Below are 26,746 nucleotides of genomic sequence, written 5' to 3'. Positions count from 1 at the left end.
CCATGTCTCGTCGCGCCTGATCGCCGAGAATAAATCTTCTACGGCCAATTCAACGCCCCACTAGAAACACAGCAACCGCATTACCGCGCGGGAAGGCGCTCGTCGAAACTTGACGCAAGTGATCCATTGGGCGTGCCAAACCAGGGACAGCATGGACCCGACGTGTCACACGATCGAACACTCCCTTGCTCTGCGATCCAGCCGTTGCGCGGCAGTGCTAAGTATAGCCATACCGCTCGATCCTCCAACCTCGAACGACCTCTGCTGCGCCTCGGCACTCGTCCGCTCGACCCTTGCAGTCGACTCGCGCTGCCCCAGCGACGCCGGCCCATGACAGAGACGCCTCGAATTTGCAGGCGCCAGGTGGCTGAATCATACTGCGAGTTACCCTACTTCTCGACCAATTCGCGTACTCCTGGCCAAGAGATCTTCTCATGATTCGCACCCTTTCGTTGGTTGTCGTCGTGGCCCTGGCCGCCTGCTGCGTTTCCTTTGCGAGCGAAGCATCGGCGCAAGGTGTTTGGCCGCCGAAAGGCAAGCTCCGCGTCGGGCCGCTGATTCCCGACGTGCAGACGATGCCCCCCATGGTCGCGCCGGGACCATCTGACATTGCCGGTCGCCCCGTCTGGCTGCTACCGATCGGTACGAAGCTCACCTTTCGCGACGACCGGCTGATCATGCCGAATCGCACGAAATATGAAATCGGCACTGGCCCCACCATGGCCAATCAGTTCATGTATCTGCGACCCAGTGGCCAGCAGCGCACGCTGGAAGCCGGGGTGCCCTACACGGTGAAACGGATCGGACCGGTCTTTGGCAAGAAGATCTATCCCGAAGATCTCCAGCAGTCGCGAAATCGGATCTACATGGAACTCGAATCCGAGGCCGGCACCGTCCTCGAGTTGGCAATTACCCCTGGTGGCGCGATCACCCCCAGCGTGGGCCAATTCGCACAGTATTTCGACATCGCCTTGCCCCCTGTCGAAATGCTGCGCTGAACACGATCTGGTTCCTGTAAAAGCCCCTTGCAAAAAAAACTGCATAATCTGTTTGCCTCACCACGCGCCGCGCTCCTATACTCAGCCGCTCGATAAGAACTGTCGCGCGCATGTTGAGGGGCAGCAGCGTGTCTGTGCAGGGCGGTCGCGCCATCACGCTCGTCGAGTTGCTCACGGTGATTGCCATCATCGCCGTGATGGCCGCGCTGTTGTTGTCCGCCATTCAAGCGGTGCGTGAATCGGGCCAGCGCACGCGATGCGTCGATCAGCAGCGTGAAATCGCGCAGGCCATCAACGCCCATCTGCTTGCACAGCGCGAATATCCAGGTTCGGTCAACCTGCTCGGCTATCGGTCGCGCGACGTCGACTGGCAAACGGGCTTGCCGAACGCGACCATCCTCGCGCAGGCGCGTCCCACCCCTTGCAGTTGGGCAGTGCCGCTGCTCCCCTACCTCGAGCGAAACGATCTCCTCGAACGGCATGCCTCGAAGAGGCCGGGACTCGAAACGGGGGTGCCCATCAATACGCACGTGGCGATCTTTCTCTGTCCGAGTGATCTATTCGCGACTCGGCTGACGGCATTCTCGCCACACACAACCAACAGCTACGCCGTGAACTGTGGGCAGTTCGACCGCAATGACCGGGTTGCGAATCCGCAGCGTCCACCGACCCCAGACGTGCAGGCGAACGGTGTGTTCTTCAATCACTTTCCGTACAACCACCGCACGGGGCGCCCGGCGCCGATCCGCGTAATCCATCAGACAGACACCTACATCCAACGCGGGGATGGACTCTCCACCACCTTGCTCTTGTCCGAGAATCTCGACTCGGGCAACTGGGGCGCTGCCGAGCGCATCGAACCGCAGTTGGGGCTTTTCTGGTGGCCGACCGTGGCGATGGTCGAGGGACGACCGCGGGCCGTGCCACCGTTGGCCAAAGGGGTACCCGTCGCGAGCATCAACCAGGCAGGCGGGACCATCGACCAGGTCCACGTCGAAGACACGGCCGCACGCAGTTTATTCGCGCGCCCTTCGAGCCTGCACGAAGGGGGCGTCGTGGCCACCTTCTGCGATGGCCACGTCAGGTTTCTCTCGGACGAGACGGACTATCTCGTCTATTGCCTGCTGATGACACCCGATGGCACGCATGCGCGAGATATGGCCAACGACAGGCCGGCGCACGAGTTGTTCCGCGCCACGCCATTGGCCGCAGGCGATTTCGACGACTAATCGAGACGACTAATCGAGACGACTAATCGACTTGTCGCACGACCCCGGCGAGCACGCCCAACACTTTGGCGTTCTTGACGTAGATCGGCTCCATGGTCGAGTTGGCCGGTTCGAGCCGGATGCGATTCGACTCCGGATACCAGCGCTTGAGCGTCGCCTCGTGCTCATCGGTCGCCGCCACGACGATCTGGCCGCGATGGGCCGTCCCCTGCTTGCGAATGATGACGATATCACCATCGGCGATCTGCGCGTCGATCATCGAATCGCCATCGACTCGCAGGGCGAACAAATCGCCTCGATCGGGATTGAACAATTCGTCGAGGTCGATGCGCTCGTTCTGCTCGATCGCCTCTTGAAGCAGGCCGGCCGCCACGCGACCAGCCAGGGGCAGGCCACGTTCTTCCGCTGGCTCGGTGGCGAGCATGATCGCACGCGACATGTTCGGCTCGCGATTGATCAGCCCCTTCTTCTCCAGGGCCTTCAGATGGCACATGACACCGTTGGGCGAGCTGATCTTAAACTCGGTGCCGATCTCGCGGACCGTCGGCCCATACCCGCGACTGCGGATCTTCTCGCGGATGAATTCGTAAACCTCGCGCTGACGATTCGTCAGACGATCGAGTTGTGACATGGCCGTGATCCTCTCTCCTGGCAGGAGGCTTGCCGCACAAGGATCAACCCGGCGGCAACTCAATCAACCCGTAAACCTATCTCTAGCATAATATACGGGTGTACAGAGTCAATAGCGTTTGTACAGTAATGCTTTCGGCCGCGGAAAGACCCCGGCTTGACCGCGATTTTGCCCGGCATGGCGGTGACCCAATGAAAGCGTGTAGCCGCCAAGCATGGGTTTTGAAGTTGCGCTTTTCGCGGAATCGTAACCCGAAGCGTCAGCGAGGGAGCACTTTGCTCGACGTTCTTTGCAGGAATCCCCTCGCTGACGCGTCGGGTTAGGATGGGCTGATTTGCCGAGGATCGAGGCCAAAAAACCTTGAAAAGCGCAACTTCAAAAAGCGTGAGCGGGGGCGCTCGGAAACGCGGAGGACGTCCCGTTGGATCAGCTCGGCCGCCAGAGATCGATCGGACGCTGGGCGTCGGTCTTGAAGGGGAGCTCGATCTTGCGTCCCTGGCCGGCCGAGGCGTAGGCCGCCATGACGATCTCGAGCACGGCGCGGCCATCCTCGCCCGTGACGATCGGCTCCTTGTCGTCGCGCACGCACTCGGTGAAGTGCTGCATCTCCTGCGGGAAGCCGTAGTTCCACGCCTCCTCATAGATCGTAAAGCTCCAGCCCTGGGTCGAGCCGGCTTTCTCGACGGCGTAGTCGTAACCCGCTTTGGAATAGGTGTGAATCGAGTTGCCGCGCAGCAGGTCGGCATAGGCGACGCCTCCGGAACCGAACACCTCGGCGCGGTCATCCATACCGCCGGCCTTGGTCCAGCTCTCCTCGGCCAGTCCGACGCAGCCCCCCTCGAACTCGACGATGATGATCGCATCGTCGTCTCCCCGCGTCTTGTCGCCATGCACGTTCGTATTCATCTGGGCATAGACGCTCGTCGCCTGCGGACGGTTCTTGCAGTCGGGCCCCGAGAGGATCCAGCGGAAGAACTCGAAGGCGTGGCAGCCCATGTCGAAGGTGACGCCACCGCCGCTACGATTCACGTCCCAGAACCAGGAAGAGTGGGGGCCGTCGTGCTTTTCGCACTGTTTGAGCAGGTGGGGCTTGCCGAGCGCCCCCGACTCGACCAGTTGCTTGAGGCGCACGTACTTGGGCGTGAAGCACAGCTCTTCGGCGTACATCAGCTTGACGTTGGCTTTGCGACACGCTTCGATCATGCGATCGCACTCGGCCAGGTTCATCGCCATCGGCTTCTCGAGCACCACGTGCTTGCCCGCGGCCGCGGCGGCCAGCACGGCCTCGCAGTGAAAGTCGTTCGGAATGCCGAAGACGACCATCTCGATCTCGGGCATCTCGAGCATCTGGCGGTAATCGACGAACCAGCGCGGGATACCGCGTTTCTCGGCAAAAGCACGAACGTTCTCGAGCGTGGGACTGGCGACCGCCAACACCTCGGCGGCGGCCACGTACTCGAACGACTCGTAGTGGATGCTCGTGACGAAACCGCTCCCGACCAGACCCACGCCGACCTTTTTCATCACTCAACTCGCAGCCAGGCACTCGAGAAACCGCCGGCCCCACCAGCCAGGCGGGGCCCAAAGAAAATGCAAGTCTGGCGGGGCAATCGCCGGGCGTCAAGCGACCGCCACCGAGCGATGCGAGGCAGCATGGTTTACTGCACGTCGGCCGGTTCGGCGGCGACGATCGGCGTGGCCGTTTCTTCCGCCACGGCCTGCTGTTCGTCGCCCCCCTCTTCGGCACGAGAAGCTCGCGACGAACGCCTTTGAGCGTGGAACCGTACGATCGAGGCCATGGCGTAGCCCGACGAGAGCATACCGAAGACGATGCCGACTAGACCGCAATAGTAGAACAGTGGATCGTGCTGGCACATTACCAGCAAAACCACGCTCAATACCAACATGCCGATCGCCATCACACAGCGGCCGAGCACGGCGTGCTTGCGCTTCTTGCGATCGAACGTGGCAATGGCGCCGCGCGCGGAAAGATTGGCGATCTCGCGCAGGCCTGACATATCCTTGCCCCGCTCGGGCGCGGTCGGCCGCGGACGGACGGGACGTTCCTCTTCGGGGACTTCGGGAGCGGCGGATGCATCTGCCGCCTCGCGTTTCGGCTCGACAACCTTCGTCGGCTTCTCTTCGACTACCGGCGCCGGCGTGTAGCTGGCGACGGACGACGGAACATCTCCTGCCCGACGCGTACGTTGCAGCAGCTTCTGCATGTACTCTTCGATCGACTCCTCCTGCTCTTCTCCCTTCACCTGGGGCGGGGCGGCCACGACGGGGGGCAGCTCGGGGCGCGAGACCTGTCGCGATCGCTCGTTCGCTCCGGCGCTCATACGTCGAAATGCCTCTAGTTCCTCCTCATTCTCCTCGGCGTCTTGCGTGGCAATGCCTAAACGACGAAACAGATCGCTCGTATTCAGGGGCGCCTCCGCCTTGGGAGCACTGAAATCGATCGCCTCTTCCGCTTCCTGCTGGAACGTCGAGTCGGTTTCCCCTTCGCTCTGGCTGTCGCGCAGCAACTGCGCCACGGTCAGCTTTTCCTCGGAAGGCTGAGGCTCCTCTGGCTTAAGCGCGCCGCGCAACAGTTCAATGGCCTTGCGTTCTTCTTCCAGTTCGCGTTGCAGATCGGACAAGTTCTGCCGTTCCTCTTGCAGGCGTGCCTCGAGCGACTGATGACGCTCTCGATCGTCGCGCAAGCGGGTCTCCTCGGCCGTGCGGTCGTCGTTCCATTCGCGTCGCTCTCGATCGAACGAAGTCTTCTCGCTCTCCAATTTCTGCGCGGCCTCTTCTAGCGTGGCCTTGAGCAACTCGAGTCGCGACTCCTGCTCGGCCATTGCCAAGCCTTGGCCTTCTGCCGTGGCAATCGCTGCTCGTAGCGTTTGCAGCTCGGCCGCCATCTCTGTCAATTGACGCTCGCGTTCGGCAAGTTCGCTGCCAAGATCGTCGCTGCCAAGATCGTCGCTGCCAAGATCGTCGCTGCGCTGGCTCTGCTCGCTCGCCTGCTGCTCGTGGTGAGCAAGCTGTTCGCGAAGCTGGACGAGTTGCTCGTTCTGCTCGTCGAATTGTCGTTGCAACTCGGCAACCTGCTGCTGGGCGGTCGCCCGGTCCGTATCGGCGGTTTCTTTCTCGGCACGTAACGAGGCGGTCAACTGCTCGGCAGTCGACAACCGGGCGGCCAGCGCGGACAGCTCGTCGGCCAAACGTTGCTGCTCCGCTTCATAGCGGGCCCGTGCCTGCTCGACGTCTCCCGTCTGCTGGCGCTCGGCGTTCTGCTGCTCGGCGAGGGCCGATTCGAGTTGTGCCCGCTGTTGCTCGAGCTCGGCATGCTGCAAGTCGAAGGCCGCACGCTGCCCTTCGAGTTCCTCGCGGCGGACTTGCAGATCGGCCCGTTCTTGCTCGAGCCGTTGCTGCAGGTCGTGGTTGGCCTGTTGCCGTGAGATCAGTTCTTCGGTCTGACGCGCGAGCTCGCTTTGCGTCGCGGCGAGCTCGGCCCACTGCGACTCCGCTGCCTGGCGCTGCGCGTCGATCTGCTGCCGTTCTTGCTCGAGTAGCGACTGGCCCTGCTGCGATCCGTCGAGTTGCCGTGCCAGTTGTGTTTCGCGCTCGCACAGTTGAGCTTCGCGAGCTTCGAGCAGCGACAAACGTGCTTGATGTTCGGCTTCGCTCGTGTCGCGGGTTTGGTTGCAGGTCGCTTCCCAGGCGGTCTGTTGCGCTTCGAAGGCAAGAAGCTGATCGCGCATGCTCGTTTCGAAAGCGTTTTGTTCCGCTTCCAAGTCCGCTCGCAAGCGAGCGATCTCGGTGCGGTTCGCCTCGAGGAGCGCCGCGGCCGAATCGAGCGAGGCAGCTTGCGCCGGTACCGCGTCGGCGGCAGGGCAGGGCAAGGTGGTCGTCTCGACGTCGCCGGCGAGCGCGCCCGTCTCCACGACGTCAAATTCCAGGGGGCCCACCGACAGGCGATCGCCCGCCTCGAGGTGGGCATCGTCGAACGCGCGGCCGTTGAGCCGGGTATCGCGCGACCAGGAGCGGATCGTCGTACGCTCGGCGCCCCGCAGAATCAGGCAGTGCAGCGGTTGGAAACCGGCGCCACGCAGCCGTAGCGTGCAGTTGGGAGCGGAACCAACGGCACACTTCGTCGACGAGAGCCGCACGACGTGACCATCTCGCGGACCGCCGCTGACGCGCAGCACCAACTCGTGCGATCGCGCTCCCAGGAGTCCCTCGCTGCTCTGCCGCTCAGACACGCCTACCATTGCTCGCTTCTCCTGCTGGGGGTGTGGAAATTCTTCCACACGACGTAAGTGCGTAGTCGCCCAGAGCATGTAGCTTGCAGGGCGAGCCCGGTCAAAGCGGCAATCGACAGGCTCGCTATAATCGGAACAGCCCGCAGACAGTGCCTCGACAGGCTGGGGAGTGGCTCGCGGACGGGAATCGGGGAAGAGCTTTTGGCTGCCAAACACGCGAGCACCGATCCGTCCGCTCCACCGTGGCAGCCGGCCCTCCAGGGCGAACAATCGTTTGCCTTGCTGTGCGAGTGCCGACGCGTGATTCGTGGTCGCCGGCACAAATCGCATCGCGAAGTGGCTTGTCCCGCGTGTGGGACGGTCCTGTTCGTCCTGCCACGAAACCCACGCCCGCGCCCGAGCGCCATCGGCTCGGACGCCGTCGTCCGTCGAGCCCCGGCAGATGCCGCCGCAGCGCGGTCCCCATCGCACGCCCCCCACAGGCCGGTCGACGGTGTCGCGCCTGGCCGTCGCAACTGGGGCCTCCGCCGCCGTTCGGTCCAGAGCGTCGCTGGCCTTGCGCGCCCGCGAAGTCCCTTCTTCTCGCGCGGTCGGGTCGGCCTCTTGCTGGCGACGTTGGGAGTCATGCTGGCGATCGCCCTGGCCTGGCACGTGCGACGGCAATCACATTACGACCAGGTGCTGAACGTGGCGGGCGAAGAAGCAGAAAAAGCCTTTCTCGCGGGAGACTGGCTCACGGCTGCCGATCGCGCTCGCGCCGCGGCCCAAGCCGCTCGCATCTTGGGCGATGATTCCGAACGAGGACGCGCCGCCCTGCAACTCGACCGCGAGGTACAGATCTGGTCGCGGCTCGCCCTGACGTCGCTCGATGCGTTGACCGAAACGATCGATCGCGCCGACGACGATCAAGGACGCATCAAAACCACTGAGGTCCAGGCAGAGTTCGACCGTCTGTTTGGCGGCCGGACCGTCATCATCGAGGCCTGGGTCACCCGCGACGAGGCCAACGCCGCAGGAGGGGGCGCCGAATCGGCCGGGCAGTGGGGCCCTCATGTCGAGTGGTCGTTGATCGGCGAGCGAGGCCGTGTGGTGTTGAAGCTGCAGCGCGAGCCGGCCTTCGATCGGCTGGAGCCGGGCACGCCCACGCGGATCCTATTTGGCGCCGAGCTCGAGAAGCTGGAAGCACCCCGCGCGCCACAAGAACCATGGAAGATCGTCGTTCGGCCGGGGAGCGTGGCGTTGCTCACTTTCGCCGAGCCGTTGCACCGAGCGAACTGGCCAACGTCCGATCCGATCGACCCCGTGCTCGCGCAGCAGCGCGGCTGGGTGAGGGGAGAGACGCCATGAAGATCACCTCCGTAGCAGTCTCCGTCCACGGCACGCATTGCCAACACCGTGGTGCGAAGTTCGCGGCATCGTGGCTGACGGTCACGATGCTGCTGGTTTCCTTGTGGGCCAGCGACAGCGCGGCCGTCGAGATCCACGAATATCAAAAAGACCTCTCAGCCCAGGTAGGCAAACAGGTCGAGATCGAAGGGCGATTCCGCTCGGCCGGCGCCGGCAAGCTTTATCTCGTCGACTCCCCCATCGAATTCCAACTGGGCCAATTCGCCGGCCAGGTACGGCGCTCGATGCAGGGGATTGTCGTCGAAGGGCAGTTGACCCGCGGACTGCCGCGGCCGGTGTTTCGCGTCGAATCGTTCCGTGCCTTGCCCCCCGATCTCGAACGATTTGCCCAAATGCGCGGGCGCATCACGCCAGGAAATTACCAATCACTCTACGCGCTCGCACGTTGGGGAGGGCAACAGGCCCGTTGGTATCACGATCGCGCTCTGAAACGGGCCTCGGCCGAGGCGTTCCGCGAGGCCTTTGCCTGGGCAGCCGAGGAAGCCGGTCGCTTGAACGATGTCGACCGGCTGCTCTACCTTGCCACCTGGGGCGAAGCCACTGGCTTGGCGCCAGAGCGGGCGAACCATCTGCGACACCAGGTCTGCCTGTTGCTCGTCAAACGGGGATCGGCGGCCGATCCGCAAGCGCGACTGGCCGCGGCCGAACGAGTCCGCGAGTTGCTGCCGGGGACGGACGTTCCTTTGGCGGCCGAACGCCTCGACTGGGCCGCGAAGTACCTTGCCGATCCGGCAGGAATCTGGGCCGAGCTCTCGCGCGACGAACAACGCCAGGCCGCCCGTGCCCTGTGGGCCCATCTCGTCGCGGGGGCCTTCGAACGTCAGGGAACCCAACTGAGTGGCGACCAACTCGATAGCCTCATCGCGCTGGCGAAGCAGGAGATTCCCGATCGCCCCGACACGATTCGGCAACTGCGCCTCTTGGCGGTGCGGCAGCGTGCCGCCCTGGCGACCACGCTCACCCGCGCCGAACTACTACGTCTGCGCGACGATCTCGCCGAACTGCAAGAAGAGGCAGCCTCGCGAGCCGTCGTCGAGCGCTGGCTGCAAACGCAGCGTCAGGGTCTCGCTTCGAACGACGCCGAAGGGCGGCTCATGCTCGCCGACGAGTATCGCGAGTTGCTGGCCGATCGCTCGGCGGCCGCCAACCTGTTGATCGAGGCGCTGCGTATCGTGCCCGATCTGGGCGAAGCCAGGATGACGCTCGGAGAACTCGGCTACACCGAGCGGGGTGGTACGTGGATACCGCCGACCGATAAGTCGGGCGAAAATCAGTCCGCACCGGCGGCCGAGCCGCCGGCGCTCGCCGCCGGGGTGCCCGAGGCCACGGTGCTGGCTCGTCTCCGCCGCCCCGACCGCGTGGCGCGCGTCGCCACGCAGAACTCGATCAGCGAGCAGTGGATCTACGATGGCCCCCCCGCGCTGCACATCTTTCTTCGCCGCAGCACGGTGACGGGACAGGCGTTCGTGACGCGCATCGAAGGGGGCACTCCCTGACGTCCGAACGATGGCCGCGCGGTCTGCCAGCGCCGCTGGCACCGGCAGCGGCGCGTCTTGCCCGATCGGCAGATTTCGCCGCAGTCGGCAAAATCTACTGCATCTGCCTGTGGCATTTGCCGATTATTGCATAGCCAAGTCGCGGGTAGGAATCTTCCACGAGAATCCCCCGCCGGGCAAAGTTCTTCCGGACTACGGTTTCGGCGGAACGAAAGTGTCCGCCGGAGCGACCAACTCCTTGACTGGCTGGCCCCTCGATCGGGGCAAAAGCAGTCCAGCGCCGGTGGAAACTCTTATTTACAAAGTATTTAGAGGCACGATTTCGACGCTGACGGTCGGCCCGGGCAGGGTGCGCATTTTCGCGACCCATTCGAGTTGACCCACGTACTATATTTTGGTTGCTGCCCGCGGTAACCCTTCTCCGGGATATGCGGCCTGCGACTGGTAGTCAGGGAACCGAAACGAGGCAAACAGCACGGAGTTCGACAACGGCTATTCGAAGGGGGGCTTCACCTTCGACGCAGCACGCCATCGGACACCAAGGGGAAGCAATCATGGCACGCAAAGACGCAATCTTGGCCATGCGCCAAGCGCTGATTACTCGACGAGACGCTCTCCGTAAGGCCCTGGCCGGCGATTTGAGTCTGCTCAAAGAGCTCAGCTCGCAATCGAGCGGCGACGTCATCGATGCCGCGCTCGATTCGGCCCAGGACGAAATCAACTCGCAACTGGCCGAAGTCGAAAGCCGCGAGCTCGCCAGCATCGAGAACGCCCTGGAACGCATGCGCGTTGGGCAGTACGGCGTGTGCGAAGGGTGCGGGGGTAAAATCCCGGTCGCCCGGCTCAACGCACTTCCCTACGCCACCATGTGCATTGAATGCCAGCGCGAGGCCGAACGCTTCGGCGGGCATGGTGCCGGCGATGCCGACTGGGGGCGTGTCCTCGACAACTCGGGCGACGCGGACCTGTCGATCAACGACATCGAGCTCGACGTCTCCTGAGCGAGTTGGGCTGCAGGCGAGCATCGAATTGCGGTCACGCGACCGGAAGCTTGCGCGTGGCGCAAGGCGCGGCAGCGCGCTGGTGCCCTTCCCGGTCGATCCGATGGTTAGGGAAGGACTCCGTCGATGATCTTGCGGCGCTCTCGTGGTAGGGCCCTCTGGTCGGCCAGCCTGGTGCTGCTTCTGGCGTGCGCGACGGTCTGCGGAACAGAGACCGTCCGCGCGCAAGACAGCCTGGGCATTTCCGAGCCCGATCTGGCCACGCGCGACAAGCTCTACGAACAGCTCGGCCGCGAGGTCTCCGATCTCGAACGTCACGCGCACATCTTGAAGCTGGTCGTGCGGCTGGTCGGTCCGACGGTCGTCCACATCGAGACCGAAAAGACCGACGCTCTCAGCACGCGCATCGGCGGCAAACGCACCATCGAAGAGGCCGGATCCGGGGTCGTGCTCCGCCTGCACGACGACTTCTACGTGCTGACCAACTGGCACGTCATCCGCGACGCCACGCTCGATCACGTGAACATCCGCCTGTCGGACGGGCGCGTGCTGAATCCCAGCCGCGTCTGGTACGACGCGCAAACCGATGTCGCCGTGATGAGCGTCTCGGCCCCGGGCCTGGTCCCGGCCCGGCTCGGCAATAGCGATGACCTCGAGATCGGCGACTTCGTGCTCGCCGTCGGCAGCCCCTTCGGCCTGAGCCATTCGGTGACCTTCGGCATCGTCAGCGCCAAAGGCCGGCGCGATCTCGAGCTCGGGAGCGATCAGGTCCAATTCCAGGACTTCATCCAGACCGATGCCGCTATCAATCCCGGCAACAGCGGAGGTCCGCTCATCAACCTGCGGGGCGAAGTCGTCGGCATCAACACCGCCATCGCCAGCAGTTCGGGGGGCAACGAAGGCATCGGCTTCAGCATTCCCATCAACATGGTGCAGCAGATCGCCACGCAGTTGATCGATCGCGGCAGCGTGATGCGGGCCTTCCTGGGGGTCCACCTCGATCGCAATTACGGACCGACGGCAGCGGCCAAGCTGGGCTTGCCACGACCGCGCGGCGCCCTGATCAACGGCATCACGCCGAACTCTCCCGCCGAAGCGGCCGATCTGCGCGTGGGAGACGTCATTCTGCGATTCAACGGCAAATGGATCGAAAGCGATTCCCACCTGATCAACCTGGTCAGCCTGACCGAAGTGAATCGCGATATCCCGGTACTGATCTTCCGCGACCGCCAGGAGAAAACCGTCACGGTGCGCGTGGGCGATCGCAGCCAGTTCGAAAAACGCAGCCAGGTGGTCCCCCCCGCCGAGGTGAACCAGGCTGAAACGCAGTTGAGCGACAACCAAGACGCCGAGGCCTGGGATGTCGATTCGCTGGGACTCACGGTGATCGGGCTCGACGCGGAGACCGCCAAGCGACTCCGCATCAATCATCGCCGGCATGGGCTCGTCGTCACGTGGGTCAATCCGCAAGGTCCCGCCGCGGGACAGATCAAGAGCGGCGAAATCATCGACCAGATCGGCCGGCAGCCGATTCGCGCCATCGGGGATCTCGAGGCTGCGCTGCGTTCCGCCGAAGTCGATCAACCCCTCGCCGTGCGTCTCTCGCCGAGTACCCCCAGCACCACCGGCTCGCGCACCGTCGTCGTGCAGCCGAATTTTTACCTGGGACAGTAGTCGCTGGCGGCCTCTACGGCGGACGCGGCTTCGCGCGTCGTTTTCCAAGGATGCGACGCGCGGGCTAGTTCGCCGCCCACTGGCCGATGTTGATATCGACTTGCGTGAAGAAGCCCTGGAAGTTGGTCGACGAGCCCCCCTGGTCGTCGTAAGCGAACCCATAGGCCAGCCCGTTGATGCTGACGCCGTTCGTCGGGTCGATCGTGCTGTTCTGGTGCCAGAAAGCCGCGTACCAGTTCGACGTCGAGTTCGGAGCATAGTAAATCGGCGGCGTGACGGTGCCGTCGGCGAAGCCGGTATCGACGAAGCTGTGAATGTTGTTCGCCGGGTTGGTCACCGAATGGATGAGCGTAAAGCCCGACGTCGGGCTGAGGCTGCGATAGATGTTGTACGACGTGGGGCTCGACTGCGGGCTGAACTCGAGCAGGACCGTCTTTTCGGTCGAGGTGGTGGTCGCCTGGCGGACGAGACTCGTCGTCGTTTCGCCGTAACCATTTTCCGCGGTCATCATGTAGTAGTAGGTCGTATTCGGCGCGAGTTTGTTCGTGGCGGGCGGGGTTTCGATAGCGGTCGCCGAATTCAAGGCAGGTTCGGCGGCCCAGTTGCTCGGCGCGATGTTGAAATTGTTCGCGATGCCTCGATTGAAGGCCGAGGCGATCGAGTTCTCCAGATCGGACAACGTCTTCGAATCGACCACCGGCTGGGCGCCGCCTGTGTTGAAGACGCCATCGGCCGCCAGCACCATGGCGCCCGGCGACTGATCGGGATGCGGCATCCACGCCGGCGGAGCCACCATCCCGTGGATGTTCGTGTTCGTCGAGAAGAAGGGGCGGAAGATCAGGAACTCTTGATCCTTGAACGGACCGGTGGTGGGAGAAATATTCAACACCGTGTAGGCCAGCTTCGTCGTCGGATCGACCCAGGTCGAGGTTTCGCCTTGGAAGAGGTGACCATCTCGTTCCAGCTTGAACGAGTCCTTCGCCGTGTAGTGGTCGAAAAACTCAACCAGGGCAGTATTGAAGTATGAGTTCAGACCATCGTATGAGTAGTTGTTCGTGGGGGGCACCTCCTTGCCCAAGGGCAGACCGGTGTCTTTAAACTGCGTGGCGGTCGCACTGCCAATGCGATGCGCCGTGCGCGGATCGTTGGCAACGCTCCGGTAGATGTTGTATCCCGTGGCGCCTTCGTAGGGGGCCCAGCCAAGGACCACGGTCTGCTGCGGATAATTGATCGAACGGTACGACAGGTTGTAGGGGACCGCCTGTTGCACGTTGCTGACGATCGTCTCCCCCGCGCCCCCGTTGTCGGTGGCCGTGATCCAGTAATAGTAGGGCTGGTCGATCGTCAGGCTGCCCCCCGTCAGGTAGTTGACCGGGTGCAACAGCGGAACGGACGCTCCCCCCGCGATCAGGTTCTGCGGCGCCACGATGCGGTAGGGATAGCCATCGGTCGACGCTTGCTGGAAGAGCGCCGCCGTGGCCCCCTGGCTGGTGATGAAGTCGGCGTACATGTCGAACATGCTCATGCGCGGGATGGTAATGCCCACGCCATCGTTGGCGGGCACCGGCGCGCTCGGCGTCGTCGTGATCGTGAAGGGGAACCCCACCTGGTCCACCTCGGACAAGTCGATGTCGAGGCCATGACCGTCGATCGCGTACTCGAACAAGCCAAAGATGTTGTACGGATTCGTCGCGGCCGTGGGGGTCGAGATACCCTTCGGCGTGTACTGGACGTTCGGCGGACTGCCGATGCCGATGACGATGTGTCCACCGGTCGCGTACGCGTTGGGGAGTTGGATCTCTTCGCCGTTGCTCGTCAACTGAAACACGAAGTCGCCCCCCGGCTTGGCGAGCGCATAGTCTTCCAGCGCGTGATCGTAATAGACCACCGAATTCGCTGGCAGCACGGGCCCAGACTTGGGCTGATAGGCCTCGGTGAGCACGGCGGAGACTTGCAGGTAAATGTCCTTCACCTGGATGTCGTCCGGCACGTTGACGGCAATCGGGATCGCCGTCAGTAGCTCGCGCGCTTCGAACTTTTCGAAACGCAACCGCCGGCCAATCTGCAGCCGGTGCGGCGCCGAGCGGCGACGCGCGGATTTCGCCGAGCCGAACAAAATCGATCGCCAGCCGCGCGTCTTGCTCGAAAGGCTCATATCTTCATCCTTGTAGCGTGTCTCGCCGAGCAACGTCGCGCTGTTCCTCGGCTGGCTTTCCTGCGGCTGACGTTGCCGTCAACACGTGTGAAATCGCCAGGAAAATGATGGAGAAAGATTAACGGCGAGAGCAAGCAGGGCAGGCGGGCGAAGTTACAGCGTCGCGGAAGGGGATTCCGCGCAGCGCCCCGTGGGAGGGGCGCGCAGGGCGCGATCCGGTAGGCAGGAGATCGCGCGCAGCAGCTACCAAATCTGCCCAACCTTCACTGGTCTCATCGACCCCGGCGAAAGCGAACTTTCACCGTTTGTAGTGGTGCTGCAGTTTTGCACTGTTATCGCAACCAGATGGCGGTGCCTGACGTCTGGCGAACACAACCGCCACCGCTAGCAGTGACAGCAGCGAACCGCGCGCCGGAGCCGTTCCGAGCGCTGGAGAGAGCGTCTGTACCAACAGCATGGCCACCCAGGAATTCCTCGGTGGCCATCATCTGATTCAGGTCTGATGGAGCTGAGCGATACGGCGCCTTAGTAACGCAACTCGGTGCCGAAGTTGAGGCCCTGCACCCAAAGGTCGCTGTCGTGCCAGGCAAATGTCGGCCGCTGCGGACCCTGGACCGGCGGGAAGATCAGCGTCGGATTCACCGTCGAATCGATGAGCTGACCGGCACGCAGGACCTCGCTCCAGTAGATGAACGTGTAGCCTACCGTCACGCGCCAATTCGGCGTGATCAGATAGCTCAGGTTGAGACGCGCCTCGGGTACAAAAGCGAACTTGTTGCGACTGTACGAGCCGATGTTCGAAGTCATGGCCAGGAGGTCGCCCTCGCGGGGATCGGGCGCGCTGCCCGGCGCCGTCACGATCGTGCGCCCCCAGATGTTGGCTTCCTGGTACATGGAGCCAAGGCCGACCTTGAGCAAGCCACTCCAGGCCCAGCGTCCGGAACAACGTTCGAATTGCAGACCCAGATCGCCACCGTTGAAGCGGTTGACGACGTCGAACGAGTCGAGCGCATCGAAGGTAGTGCCGCGCGGAACGACCGAGCCCGTCTCCGTCACGGTGATGAATTCGCTGATCGCCAGGCCTTCGTCAAATCGCGTGAAGCGATAACCGGCCAGGGCGTCCCAGCGCACCCCGCAATTGCGGTAGATCATCTTCGTGAGAAACGCATTCGCGTTGATCAAATCGTTCGAGGTGCTGGCCAGAATCGTACCGGCCGCGATGTCACCACTCTCGGTGCTCGAATAGGCTGTCAGGGCCGAGTCCTGCGCGTTCGTCAACGTGCTGAAGAAGGGACGCGCGATGATCGGCTCGCCCGCCGACGCGTTGGCATATGTGGCGGTGTCTTCGCCGAGGCCGAAGAATCCGCCGCCAATGCCGATCGTGTGGCAATCGTCGAGATACGCGCCGAACTCGATTCGTCCTCCCGCGCGCATCTCGTTCAGATAGCGTTGATTGCCGAAGACGATCTGCGTCCCCGGTTCCCCCAACACGCCAGCATCGGCACGCGGGGTCTCGTCGGGGCTGGTCGTGACCAAGGGGGGCAGCGCCTGCCCCTTCATCCACCACATCAGGTAGTCGGCGTGGACCCAAGCGCCCGCCTCGCCGAGGCCGTGCAAGAACGAGGCGAACGGCCCGAAGCAGGATCCGCATCCGTCGCAACTATCGCAGCCATTCTCGCAACAGCCGCCGTCGCAACGCGTGCTGTACGACGAGCGATAGTGCGTACCATCAATCGCGCTATAGGCATCATCGAACGCCTCATATCCGCCCCGACCGCCGCGTGGCGCAGGCACATATTCACCTTCCCACTGGCCGGGGGGACCGTCCTCATAGACATATTCTGTCATGGGGGCCGGCGTGGGATTGTCGTAGGCCGTGCGCGACACGCGCGAGGGCCGCGCACGCTCGAATTCGGTTCGCTCGTAGGAGGCATCTTCTTCGTAGTAAGCGTCTTGCTCGTTGTAGGGCTGCGCAGCGATGGCTTGCGGGCGCCGCCCGGGCATGCGGCGGGGCGATCCCTCGGCAGGAGAGGCCGAGCCGATCGAGACACCGGAAGTTCGCCGCGGTGCATGCGCCGTGGCATGCTTCGCCGGGCTTGGCGAAGTCCGACGAGCGTCGTTTGCAGACTCGTAGGCCGGCGGCCCGTATTCCGTCGCGCGATACCAACCGGTCCGCTGCTGCTCTTGCTGCCGCATCTGGCTCGCTCGAGCCAGGCGCGCGTAAGGATCCTGTGCCGCGGCCGGCAGGCCGAGCAAGGCACTGCAGCTCCACAAGACCGCCGGTACCATCCAATGCTTCGAACGCCCAATCATCGGACGCATCCCCCTTGGCTCCGATCGACGTCGCGTGACGCGCACCCCTCGCGGCCGTTGCCGCGTGCCCCGCGCACGCTCCCACTCGACACCCACAAGTTTGCGGGTCGTATCGGTTGTATCGGTAGTTCCGCGTGCGCAGTCGCAGAGCAAATTTGCCTGAAACAGAGAATCGCCGGGGCAGGCGAACCAGGCAGAATCGCCGGCGCTAAGCTCGAAGTTGCTAGCGTTGCTGGCGGTCGCCGAAGTCGAGCCCGCGGACTTGGCCACGAGAGTCGACGCGAATTCCCCGTGAGCAACCAAGGGCAGGATGCCCTTGGACGATGCTCAATAGGATCCGTCGTATTCACCCAGGGGGGGCAGGCTGCTCTCGCCCGTCGTGATGAGCTCGACGTCCCACAGACGGATGCTGCCGTCGAGTGATCCGGTGCCCAGCAGTCGTCCGCTGGGATGGAAGTCGACGCTGGTCACCTCCTCGCTATGCCCGACCAGCTTACGAATCTCCTTGCGCGTCTCCCAATCCCACAGCACGGCCAGGTTCTCCTTGCCATGAGCCGTGGCGAAGCAAGTCCCTTTCGGCGACACCGCCAATCCACTCAGGTTGCCGGGCGTTTCGATCTGGGCCTTGGTTTCCAAGGTCGCAATGTCGAGCAGATAGACCTTATTCTTCGTGGCGACGAGCAGCGTTTCGCCATCAGGCGCGTAGGCCACCTTGGTCAGCGAGTGCGTGGTCGGCAACGTGGCGCTCCGCGTCACCTTGCGTGTGGCGATGTCGACGACGGCGATCTTGCCGCGCGCGCCCACGACGACGAAGCTCTCGGCTCCCTCGTCCAAAGCCATGTCGATCACGCGCACTCCGGGATCGAGCTTCCAATCGTTGCCCTGTGGCCAGGTAAACGAGCGCACCCAAGATGCCGCCTGGCCTCCCGCAATGATGGCGCGGTCTTCGTGGGGCAGCAGCAGCGCCGCTTGAATGGGATGGGAGCCTTCTTCGTGCGACGTCATGAACCGCCCATCGAGACTCCAGTACCAGCGCGCGTTGCCTTGCCCGTCGCGGCCGGCCACGAACGTCGAGTTCTCATTCAATTCGCTTCCGCCGGCCAGATCGAAGGCAAACCCCTCGAAGCTGTTCTCGTGGTATCGTCCCCGGTGCGTTTGATCGATTCCCTGCAACACGCTCCAGCGCCCGACTTGATCTTTTGGCGCAGGCCCGGGCCCCACGCTGATGATGCTGCGGCCGTTCGGCAAGAAACGAATCTCGCGGGCCCCTTCGGGATGGATCGAGATCAACATGTAGACGGCATCCATGTCGACCGACAATTTTGCCCGCCGGCGTTCGCGCTCGTAGTAGACGAAATCGCCGTAGTAGGCGTCATTCCAGGGCAGATCGCGTGCTTCCAATTGATCGAAGGCGTCGCGTGAAAGCGGAAAGAGATGCATCTGCATCGCCTGCTGCGCGATCTCGCCGACCGCCCAGAAATCGTCTGGTTCGTCGGCCAGAATGGCCCTTGCTCCCCGCTCTACTCGGTCGAGATCGAACTCGAACACCTCGCGCTTGATCCAGCCATGCAGCTTCATGCAGAGAGAAGCATAGAGTTTGTCACCGTCGCGTCCGCCGACGTTGTCGGCTGCCAGCTTGCAGTACGTCTCGGTGGCATCGGGATGTCCGCCCCAGCGGGGGAGCAACGAATACGCCAACGAGACATGTGCCGCCATATACGTCGGCGCATGCTCGGCGAGTTCTCCCGCGATGCGCACGAGCTCGTCACCATCGTTGCCCAAGGCGCGGTTGGTGCTCACGGCCAGGTCGTAGTAGTAGGGGTCTTCCTCGGGCAAGTCCTTGGCATCTTCCAAGATTTTGGCGGCCCGGCGAGCCTGCCGCTGCAATTCGGCATAGCCCTCTTTCGTCACTTGATCGATCGTCTTGCCACCACGTGCCTCCCAGCCCAATCGCATGCAACGACTCGCTAGCGCGAGCTGCGCCGCTTTCGACCGAGGCCGGGCCTCGGCCCACGCCTCAAGGTCTTCGAGCGTGATCTCGGACGAGTAATCAAGCCGGTTGTAGAAATAAGACAATAGCGGTGTTTGCCACGGTCCCACGCTGGTGGCGGTATCTTCTCGGCAGGTCGTCGCCAGTTCCTCCAACTTGTCGTAGTCTTTGGCCGGGAAGGCTTCGACCATCGCACGCCACACTTTAGATTTCTTCGCGTCCGCATCGACCAGGTGCTGCCAGGCCGCGAGCGAATAGCTCTGGCGCAACTCGCTCATCAAGAACGGCCGCAAATAGGCCACGTCTTCCGGCGACAGCTTGCTAAGCGGAGCATAGTTTCCGCCACCCCCTTGGAAACGGAATTCAACCACTCCACGCTGGACGCTGACCGGCCTGGCCAACCACTTGCGAGTCCCGTCGATCGTGAACTCGTGCAATTCGTTCTGTACGGCCGCCGAGGTCTGGTCCGTGACAGACTCTTCTTGGGCGCGTACGCGACAGGGAATTGCCAGCAGCGTGGCGAGAATGAGAAGCCCACCACTCAAACGGCGGTGCGTTGCAGACGTGGGAACGAACACGTTCCCAGAACAATGATTTTGCATGACGTTATCCCCCCCCTCTGGCGCGAAGATGTTCCGTAGGTGCCAGTCTGGATCGGATTGAAAAATCGGGCAAGCATTTCGCCTGGCAGAATTCCCTCGGCAGGCCCCTTTGCAGCGGCGTGACTCGCCATCTGCTAATCTGGTCACGTTGCGTGCGGTCCCCCTTGCGGGCCGAGCCCTTGTCGGATCCCCAACGCGTGCTGAGCAGCGGCTGTCTCGCCCCAAGCCCGTATCGATAGGTCCACGATCGCGCCAGCCCCGGCGAGATCCTGTAAATCACGCCTCATCGCCTTTTTGAACTCAACGATCATGCCATTCCGCCGTTTGCGCTCGCTCTTCGTGCTGGCGATCTTCTGTACCGCCGCGTCCTCGCTGAGGGCCGAAACGCCCCTCTCGTCCGACGCGCCACTGCCGGCCTCGCAGCTTTATGCCCGCGATAATCTTTGGGCCTGGTGCATTGTTCCCTTCGATGCCAAGCGGCGTGGGCCGGAAGAACGAGCGGCCATGCTCGAAAAGCTCGGCCTCAAGCATCTCGCCTACGATTACCGCGCCGAACACATTCCCACCTTCGATGAGGAAGTCGCCGCGCTCAAGCGATACGGCGTCTCGCTCGACGCGTGGTGGTTTCCCACCGAGTTGAACGACGAGGCGCGCTTGATCCTCGACGTGTGCCGCCGGCACGACATCCATCCACAACTCTGGATCACCGGCGGCGGGGCCCCCACCCAAACGCTCGCCGAACAGCAAGAACGAGTTCGCGCCGAGGCCGCACGGATTCGCCCCATCGCCGAGGCCGCGGCCCCCCTCGGCTGCCAGGTGGGGCTCTACAACCACGGAGCCTGGTTCGGCGAACCCGAGAATCAGATCGCCATCATCCGCGAGTTGGGCTTGCCCAACGTCGGGATCGTCTACAATCTGCACCACGGACATGCGCACCTCGACCGCTTGCCCGACCTGCTCGAGTTGATGCGGCCGTATCTGCTGGCGGTGAATCTTAACGGCATGACCCGCGACGGCGATCAACGGGGCTTGAAGATCATGCCGTTGGCCACGGGAGATCTCGATCTCCAACTTCTCGAAATCATTCGCGCGAGCGGTTACCGTGGGCCTATCGGCATACTCAACCACACCGAGGAAGACGCCGAAGGTCGTCTGCAGGACAACCTGGCTGGCCTCGACTGGCTGGTACCGCAGCTCGAGGGTCAGCCCGCCGGTCCACGACCGGTCTATCGCACGTATCGGAGCCAACTCGACGCATTCGAGACCGCCGAAGGCTTTCTCGCCGAAGGGCGCGAGTCGTATCGCCAGCTTCCCCTGACGATCGAGTGCCGCGCGACGCTGCGCTCGAAACAGGGCTTCAACATTCTGCTGGCCTGCGACACGAAGTCTTCGGCGGCGCACTGGGAACTCTTCACGCTGCCCGGCAGCGGCCACCTCACCGCGTACATGCCCGGTGCGACTCCCGACCACCTGCATAGCGAAGTCGATGTATGCGATGGCCAGCCGCACAACCTCGTGCTGGTGCTCGAAGCGGGGCATACGAAACTGCTGGTCGACGGCCGCGTCGTGGCAGAAGGGGGGGCAGCGCGCAAGGCCGAATCTTCCGCGCCGCAGGGTCTCGCCCTGGGCAGGCTGCTCGAGGGAAAGTTTGGCTGCGAGGGCACAATCGACTGGGCGCGTATCTCGCGCGGGCTGGTTGCACCCCGCACGACTGCCGAGGCGCCTCCCCTCGACGACGAGACCGTGGCCCTTTGGAAACGCGACACGAAGGATGCCGAGCGAATGCTCGACCTTGCATCGCCGGCCAACCATGCCCAACGGGCGATGATCGTCGCCACACCGACGAGCCACTTGATGCCCACCATCGGATCGCATGTCACCCCTAGCAATCCGAAACTGAAATCGACGCTCATCGATCGCTCCCCCGACCAGGTCTACATGGCACTGCGCTGCGATAGCGCCGGCCGCTTGTTCGTCGGCGGACGTGAAGGCGTGTTCGTCTTCGAGCCGAACGGGCAGGGGGGATTCTTGCCGCGGCAAGAGCTGTATCGCTTTCCGCACGATTCGATCATCATCGGTCTCGAGCTGCGCGGCGACGATCTCTACGTCATGACGTCCGCCGCACTTTACGTTTTGCCCGAGGGACGCGTCCGCCGCGAGGGGTTGCAACCGCGCCGCTTGCTATGGGGTTTGCCTCTCGACTTGCACGTCAGCTTTCACTGTCTGGCCTTTGGACCGCAGGGAGATCTCTATCTCGATCACGGCGATCCCTTGCTCGGCTACGGCGATTGGAAACGTCCCGACGCCTGGGGACATTGGACCTTGTATCCTCGGCCCGGCGGGACGAAGGTGCCCTACAACGGGGCAGGGGCCGTTTGGCGTCTCAAGCCCGACGGCACCGACCTGCGCTACGTCGCAGGTGGGCTGCGCGGACCGGTCGGACTCGCGTTCGACCCGCATTGGAATCTGTTCACGAACGACAACGACCACGAGAGCCAAGCCGACCGCTACGCGCCGGCGCGCCTGCTCCACGTCACGCCCGAGATCGACTTTGCCTGGCCGCGCGGCTGGATGGCTTCGAAGAGCCCGGAGCGAGCCGATCTCGTCGAGCCGATGCTCGACTCGCTCGGTCGTGGTGTGCCCTGCGACATGGCGTGGTACGACGAACCGCGATTGTCCGCGGCGCTGCGGCAGCGGCTTCTGCTCTGCCGCTGGGAGAGCTTCGACGTCACTGCGTATGAAACTTTGCCGCGTGGAGCGTCGTTCGCCGCGCAAGGCAGCCCGTTGCTCCACACCGATGAAAACGCCCGGCCGACGGGGATCGCCGTAGGCCCCGACGGCCGCATCTTCGTGTCTTCGTCCTACCTCGCCGGCAACGTTGCTTCGCCCTATTGCGTCAGTGAAATCTCGGTGATCGATCTCGCCGAGTCGTCTTTTGCATCGGCTGACGTCTATTACGACGAAACGAAGTTGCCCCCTGCCGCGTTGTGGGAAGAGCTCGCCAGCCTCTCCTGGTTCCACCGCCACACGGCGCATCAGGAGATCTTGCGCCGCGGAGGCGAGTTGCTGGTCGAGGCCGCCACCCGCTTGAGCGACGCGCACGCCGACGATCGTTCGCTCGAACACCTCATCTGGCTCGCGGCCGCGGGAAAGGGGTCCGGCGCGGAACCGGCCCTGCGCGCCATCGCATCCGATGCGCGTCATCCGCAACGAAGTGCGGCCCTGCGTGCCTTGGCCGAGTTCTCCCCCAACCTGGAAACCTATGAGTGCTTCGTCGCGGCGCTTGAGAACGGCGCACCGGCGCAACAGTTGGCGGCCCTCGATGGCCTCTTTCCTGCTGACTACCCTTTGCCGTTGAACCTGGTGGCCAGGCTTGCCGGAAGTGCGGACGACTATCTACGCCAGACCGCCGCTCGACTACTATCGCAGCGAGCCGAGCTCGATGAGTTGCAATCGTTCGTCCAGGCAAGCGATCCAGCGCAACGACTCGCCGGAACGCTGGCGGCCGGCATGCGTCTGACCGTCCCCGCGCGCGACGGTGTGCCGCCGGAGTCGCTGCCCCTCTTCTACAAAGAGGAGAATACCTTCTTCAAAACGAAGCTCCCCTTTGCCGATGCGGCCGAACCGGTCGATCTCCGCGCGTTGGGGCGTCTGGGCAGCTACACCACGGCCGAAGCCTGGCACGCCACCCCGCACACGCCCTTGCAGGAAGCACTGTTTGCCCTGCTGCGTGCGGCGCTCGAAGACGAGACCCCGCGCGTGCAAGCCCAGGCAGCCTACTACCTGTCGCTGTTGCGCGACGAACGGGTCGAACCGTTGATCGAGGTCGCGCGCCGCGAGGCCTTGACCAAGGAAGTTGCCACACGACCGGTACAACAGATCGACAAGCTCTGGGCCGTGGGGCCTTTCGACGATGATGCGGAGGCTACCGCCGCGCATCCCCCCGAGACGCAGTCCATCGATCTATCAGCGAACTACGATCTCGGCCACAACACCATGACCTGGCGCGAAGAATCGACACAGGAACACCAATTCGCCTGGGCGATGTCATCCCAAGCCCCCAGTTCGACCTATGCCCACTTCCGGCTGCAGAGCGGGACGCGCCAGCCGGCCGTGCTCAAAGTGGCCACCTCGGCACCCCACCTGCGCGTCTGGTTCAACGGCAGCCTGGTTCACGACGGACCCGTGCCAGAGCCGTCCCCCGCGGTCGTGATCGTCGACGCGCAGCCGGGCTCGAACGACGTGCTCATTCGTCTGATGGACGACGGGACGCGACCGACGTGCGAATTCTCGGCCAGCGTCCAGGCGCGCGACGAGATCTCCGTCGCGCATGCCGATCGACTCGATGCCTCCGTGCTCGCCGAACGACTGCGCAGCGCCGCGTCGTCCAGCGGCGAAACGATTCCCGCGGAGTTTGCCACCATCGACTGGTCGCCCGAGGTGTCGCAAGGTGATGCCGAACGCGGCCGCGCCTTGTTCGGCACGCTGGGTTGCACGAAGTGTCACGCGGTCAGCAACACCCAGGCCGGCGGAGGAGCCCCAAGCCTGGCCGACGCCAAGCGCCGTTTCACGATCCCGCATCTGGTCGAATCGGTCTTGTTGCCGAGCCGGCAGATCGCCGCGCCCTTCCGCGGCACCACGATCGCCACCACTGCGGGCGAGGTTCTCTCGGGCCTGGTGGTAGGGGAAGCGGGAGAGCAGGTCACGCTCTTGCTGCCCGACGGAACCCGGCGGGCAATTTCTGTGTCCGAGATCGACCAGCGCGAGCCCGCGGCGTTGTCCCCCATGCCAAGCGGCCTCATCAAAACCCCCGGCGAACTCCGCGATCTGCTCCGCTATCTCCTGTTGGATCAACCGACGCCGCCATGATCGTCCGTGCAGAAAACCCCGCCGACCGTTCCGCCATTTATGAGCTCCATCGCCAGGCGTTCGGGGGCGAGGACGAATCGCGACTCGTCGACTCATTGCGCGCGCACGGCTACCATCGCGTATCGCTCGTGGCCGAGGAAGCGGAGCAGATCGTCGGCCACGTCCTCTACAGTGCCATCGAGATCATCACGCCCGATGCACGCCTGCCGGTGCTCGCCCTGGCCCCCGTGGCCGTACTCCCCGAGTGGCAAAATCGTCGGATCGGCACCCGATTGATCGAACAAGGTCTCGACCAATGTCGTGCCGGCGGGCACACGATCGTGCTCGTCGTCGGCCATCCCCCGTATTACCCGCGCTTTGGCTTTTCGGCTGAACTGGCGCGTCAACTCGCCTGCGACTACGCGGGCGAGGCCTTCATGGCACTCGAGCTCGTCCCGCACGCCATGCGCGGACTGACCGGCCGTGTGCAATACTCGCCCCCTTTCGGCGATCTCGAATAAGCCGCGACGGCATCGTTCATTCGGCGTAGGGCACCATGCCGTTTTCTTCCAAGGCCGTGTACGCCGCCGGGTCGTGCAATCCGGCCCACGGGTCGCTGAGCGGGGCGAGAAACAACTCGCTATAAACCCGCTCGTTGAAGTTCACCAACTCGCTGAAATTGGCCGGCGCGCTCGCCAGCAGCCAATCGTGCAGCATGCGGTGCATCACCAGCTCGTTACGCAACGTATCGGCGTGCAAGGTCCGCGTGAACCCGGCGATGGCCCGCAACAAGGGACTCTCGGTAATGGCCTTCGTCATGGCCAGCCGGTTCGCGAGCCCCGCCTGCAAGAGTTGGCGGCGCAAAAATTGTTCGCTTGCCGGATGCAGTTCGACCACCGTAGGATCGGCGGCCGCCAGTTGCTCCCACCACGTGCTGTCTTGTACCGCCTCGTCCGCCGTCGATACGGTGCGGGCAAGCAATACGTGTCCCGCCGTCTTGGCTTCTTCGCCCTCCAAGCGGGCGATCGCCTCGGCGAGCTCTTCGGTCAGCCGATCGATCTCCAGGCGATGGTACTCCGCCAGTGCTTCGTGGCGAGTTCCTGCCTCTAAGTCGACCGAACGACGGGCAAGCTCGGCGGCCCGTTCGAGCGATTCCAGGAATCGTACCGGTTCGTACATACCGGGCAGCGTGTCGATCAGCCGGCCCTGGCTGTCGAGCACGTAGTGCAGGCTGTTGCCCGTGATCGTGCGCACCAATTGGCGACCGTCGCCGAAGTCGATCGTCAGCTTGGGAGCGGGGCGCGTCGTGTACCAGAACAACACGAACTTCTCGCACAGCAGCCTGGAAATGCGTGGATCGGAATAGAGCACCTGTCGAAAGAAGCGGCTGTTCGCGCAGCTCAAGTCTTCGGACAATTGCCCCAACAGGTGCAGCACCAGGATGGGGCGATTCGTCTCGGCCGCGACGGAGGACGCCGTGCCGATATCGGTATACCAGTACAAACGCGACGCATAGGCGTCTCGTTGCGCCGCGACAGCATCGATGGCGCGCCTCAACCTGGGCTCGGGCACCACGGTCGACGCCAGCGTCTCGAGGGCGGCATTCTCCTGTTCGATCGCGGGAAGCAGCGCCAGCAGCGCGGCAAGACCAGCGGGTCCCGCCGCACGAAGTTCGGCAATCGCCGCATCCGCCACGACATCGTCTTCCACGATCGCCATGTCGGCCAGACGCGCCAGCAGCGTCCGTCGCGCGGCACTCTCGGCCGGCGAAATCTCGACACCCCTGGCGGCGCTACCCACCGCGATCACCGAGGCCACCACACCCACCACCGCCCATGACATGAGATTCATCAGCGTTGCTCCTACCGGGAATGTGCCTGCAAACCGAAGGCTAAGTACCTCCGGCGCGGCGGAAAGTTCACCGGTCGATGCCGAGCGGGGGAGATGGAGAAACAACGCAAGCGCATCGGTCGTCCGCTGGCATGTTCGTGCCGTGGTGCGGTCACGAAACAACCTCTGCGCGGGGGCGACCGTTGGTGGCGCCGCTGAAGGGCTAAAAAGAAGTTCGCCTGGACGGGCCGAATTTGACGGCCCGCCTTTGTGACTTGCGTTCCGAAATGACCGGCTACCGCGAGAATTCGCGGCGGACTCA

The 26,746-nt window shown here is 63.6% G+C and carries 15 protein-coding genes; 8 read left to right on the top strand and 7 right to left on the bottom strand.

Annotated elements, in window-relative coordinates:
• The first annotated feature begins 434 nt into the window (after nucleotides 1–434).
• Together KF708_09300 and KF708_09295 are read left to right on the top strand one after the other, a co-directional pair.
• Nucleotides 435–998 (top strand): hypothetical protein, encoded by a 564-nt coding sequence (locus tag KF708_09300; GenBank protein MBX3412871.1) that lies wholly within the window; start codon nucleotides 435–437, stop codon nucleotides 996–998.
• Between the two features lie 128 nt (nucleotides 999–1,126).
• A complete protein-coding gene (locus KF708_09295) occupies nucleotides 1,127–2,227 on the top strand; it encodes a DUF1559 domain-containing protein (GenBank protein MBX3412870.1) in 1,101 nt (366 codons plus the stop codon).
• Between the two features lie 22 nt (nucleotides 2,228–2,249).
• Here KF708_09295 and lexA read toward each other — a convergent pair whose 3' ends face one another.
• The 3 genes from lexA to KF708_09280 form a co-directional block, all read right to left on the bottom strand.
• Nucleotides 2,250–2,858: a transcriptional repressor LexA gene (gene lexA, locus KF708_09290; GenBank protein ID MBX3412869.1), complete on the bottom strand. Its 609-nt coding sequence runs from the start codon at nucleotides 2,856–2,858 to the stop codon at nucleotides 2,250–2,252.
• A 426-nt stretch (nucleotides 2,859–3,284) separates the two neighbouring features.
• Nucleotides 3,285–4,382, bottom strand: a complete 1,098-nt coding sequence (locus KF708_09285; protein MBX3412868.1) for a Gfo/Idh/MocA family oxidoreductase — start codon at nucleotides 4,380–4,382, stop codon at nucleotides 3,285–3,287.
• A 134-nt stretch (nucleotides 4,383–4,516) separates the two neighbouring features.
• Nucleotides 4,517–7,117: a hypothetical protein gene (locus KF708_09280; GenBank protein MBX3412867.1), complete on the bottom strand. Its 2,601-nt coding sequence runs from the start codon at nucleotides 7,115–7,117 to the stop codon at nucleotides 4,517–4,519.
• 615 nt (nucleotides 7,118–7,732) lie between these two features.
• On the opposite strand from KF708_09280, the gene KF708_09275 reads away from it, so the two are divergent.
• The 4 genes from KF708_09275 to KF708_09260 all read left to right on the top strand — a co-directional run bounded on the left by KF708_09275 (nucleotide 7,733) and on the right by KF708_09260 (nucleotide 12,686).
• Complete coding sequence (locus tag KF708_09275) at nucleotides 7,733–8,455, top strand: hypothetical protein (GenBank protein ID MBX3412866.1); 723 nt, start codon at nucleotides 7,733–7,735, stop codon at nucleotides 8,453–8,455.
• Nucleotides 8,452–10,011, top strand: a complete 1,560-nt coding sequence (locus tag KF708_09270; protein MBX3412865.1) for a hypothetical protein — start codon at nucleotides 8,452–8,454, stop codon at nucleotides 10,009–10,011. Before KF708_09275 ends, KF708_09270 begins: the two co-directional genes overlap by 4 nt.
• Nucleotides 10,012–10,565: 554 nt before the next feature.
• Entirely contained in the window at nucleotides 10,566–11,012 is a 447-nt protein-coding gene (locus KF708_09265) for a TraR/DksA family transcriptional regulator (protein ID MBX3412864.1), read from the top strand.
• A 126-nt stretch (nucleotides 11,013–11,138) separates the two neighbouring features.
• Complete coding sequence (locus KF708_09260; GenBank protein ID MBX3412863.1) at nucleotides 11,139–12,686, top strand: trypsin-like peptidase domain-containing protein; 1,548 nt, start codon at nucleotides 11,139–11,141, stop codon at nucleotides 12,684–12,686.
• 64 nt (nucleotides 12,687–12,750) lie between these two features.
• Here the strand turns inward: KF708_09260 and KF708_09255 are convergent, their stop codons facing one another.
• The 3 genes from KF708_09255 to KF708_09245 form a co-directional block, all read right to left on the bottom strand.
• Nucleotides 12,751–14,841, bottom strand: coding sequence for a hypothetical protein (locus tag KF708_09255; protein MBX3412862.1), 2,091 nt, complete (start codon nucleotides 14,839–14,841; stop codon nucleotides 12,751–12,753).
• A 525-nt stretch (nucleotides 14,842–15,366) separates the two neighbouring features.
• Nucleotides 15,367–17,154, bottom strand: coding sequence for a BBP7 family outer membrane beta-barrel protein (locus KF708_09250; GenBank protein ID MBX3412861.1), 1,788 nt, complete (start codon nucleotides 17,152–17,154; stop codon nucleotides 15,367–15,369).
• A 327-nt stretch (nucleotides 17,155–17,481) separates the two neighbouring features.
• Complete coding sequence (locus KF708_09245; protein ID MBX3412860.1) at nucleotides 17,482–19,689, bottom strand: hypothetical protein; 2,208 nt, start codon at nucleotides 19,687–19,689, stop codon at nucleotides 17,482–17,484.
• Nucleotides 19,690–20,055: 366 nt separating this feature from the next.
• On the opposite strand from KF708_09245, the gene KF708_09240 reads away from it, so the two are divergent.
• Entirely contained in the window at nucleotides 20,056–24,615 is a 4,560-nt protein-coding gene (locus KF708_09240) for a c-type cytochrome (protein ID MBX3412859.1), read from the top strand.
• Nucleotides 24,612–25,115: an N-acetyltransferase gene (locus tag KF708_09235; GenBank protein MBX3412858.1), complete on the top strand. Its 504-nt coding sequence runs from the start codon at nucleotides 24,612–24,614 to the stop codon at nucleotides 25,113–25,115. Before KF708_09240 ends, KF708_09235 begins: the two co-directional genes overlap by 4 nt.
• A gap of 16 nt (nucleotides 25,116–25,131) precedes the next feature.
• Here the strand turns inward: KF708_09235 and KF708_09230 are convergent, their stop codons facing one another.
• Nucleotides 25,132–26,445: a thioredoxin family protein gene (locus KF708_09230; GenBank protein ID MBX3412857.1), complete on the bottom strand. Its 1,314-nt coding sequence runs from the start codon at nucleotides 26,443–26,445 to the stop codon at nucleotides 25,132–25,134.
• Nucleotides 26,446–26,746 lie beyond the last annotated feature (301 nt).

This window comes from Pirellulales bacterium, from assembly GCA_019636335.1.
Classification (GTDB): domain Bacteria; phylum Planctomycetota; class Planctomycetia; order Pirellulales; family JAEUIK01; genus JAHBXR01.
Note: the sequence above shows the minus strand (reverse complement) of the source record. Positions and strands in the feature narration are given on the sequence as shown.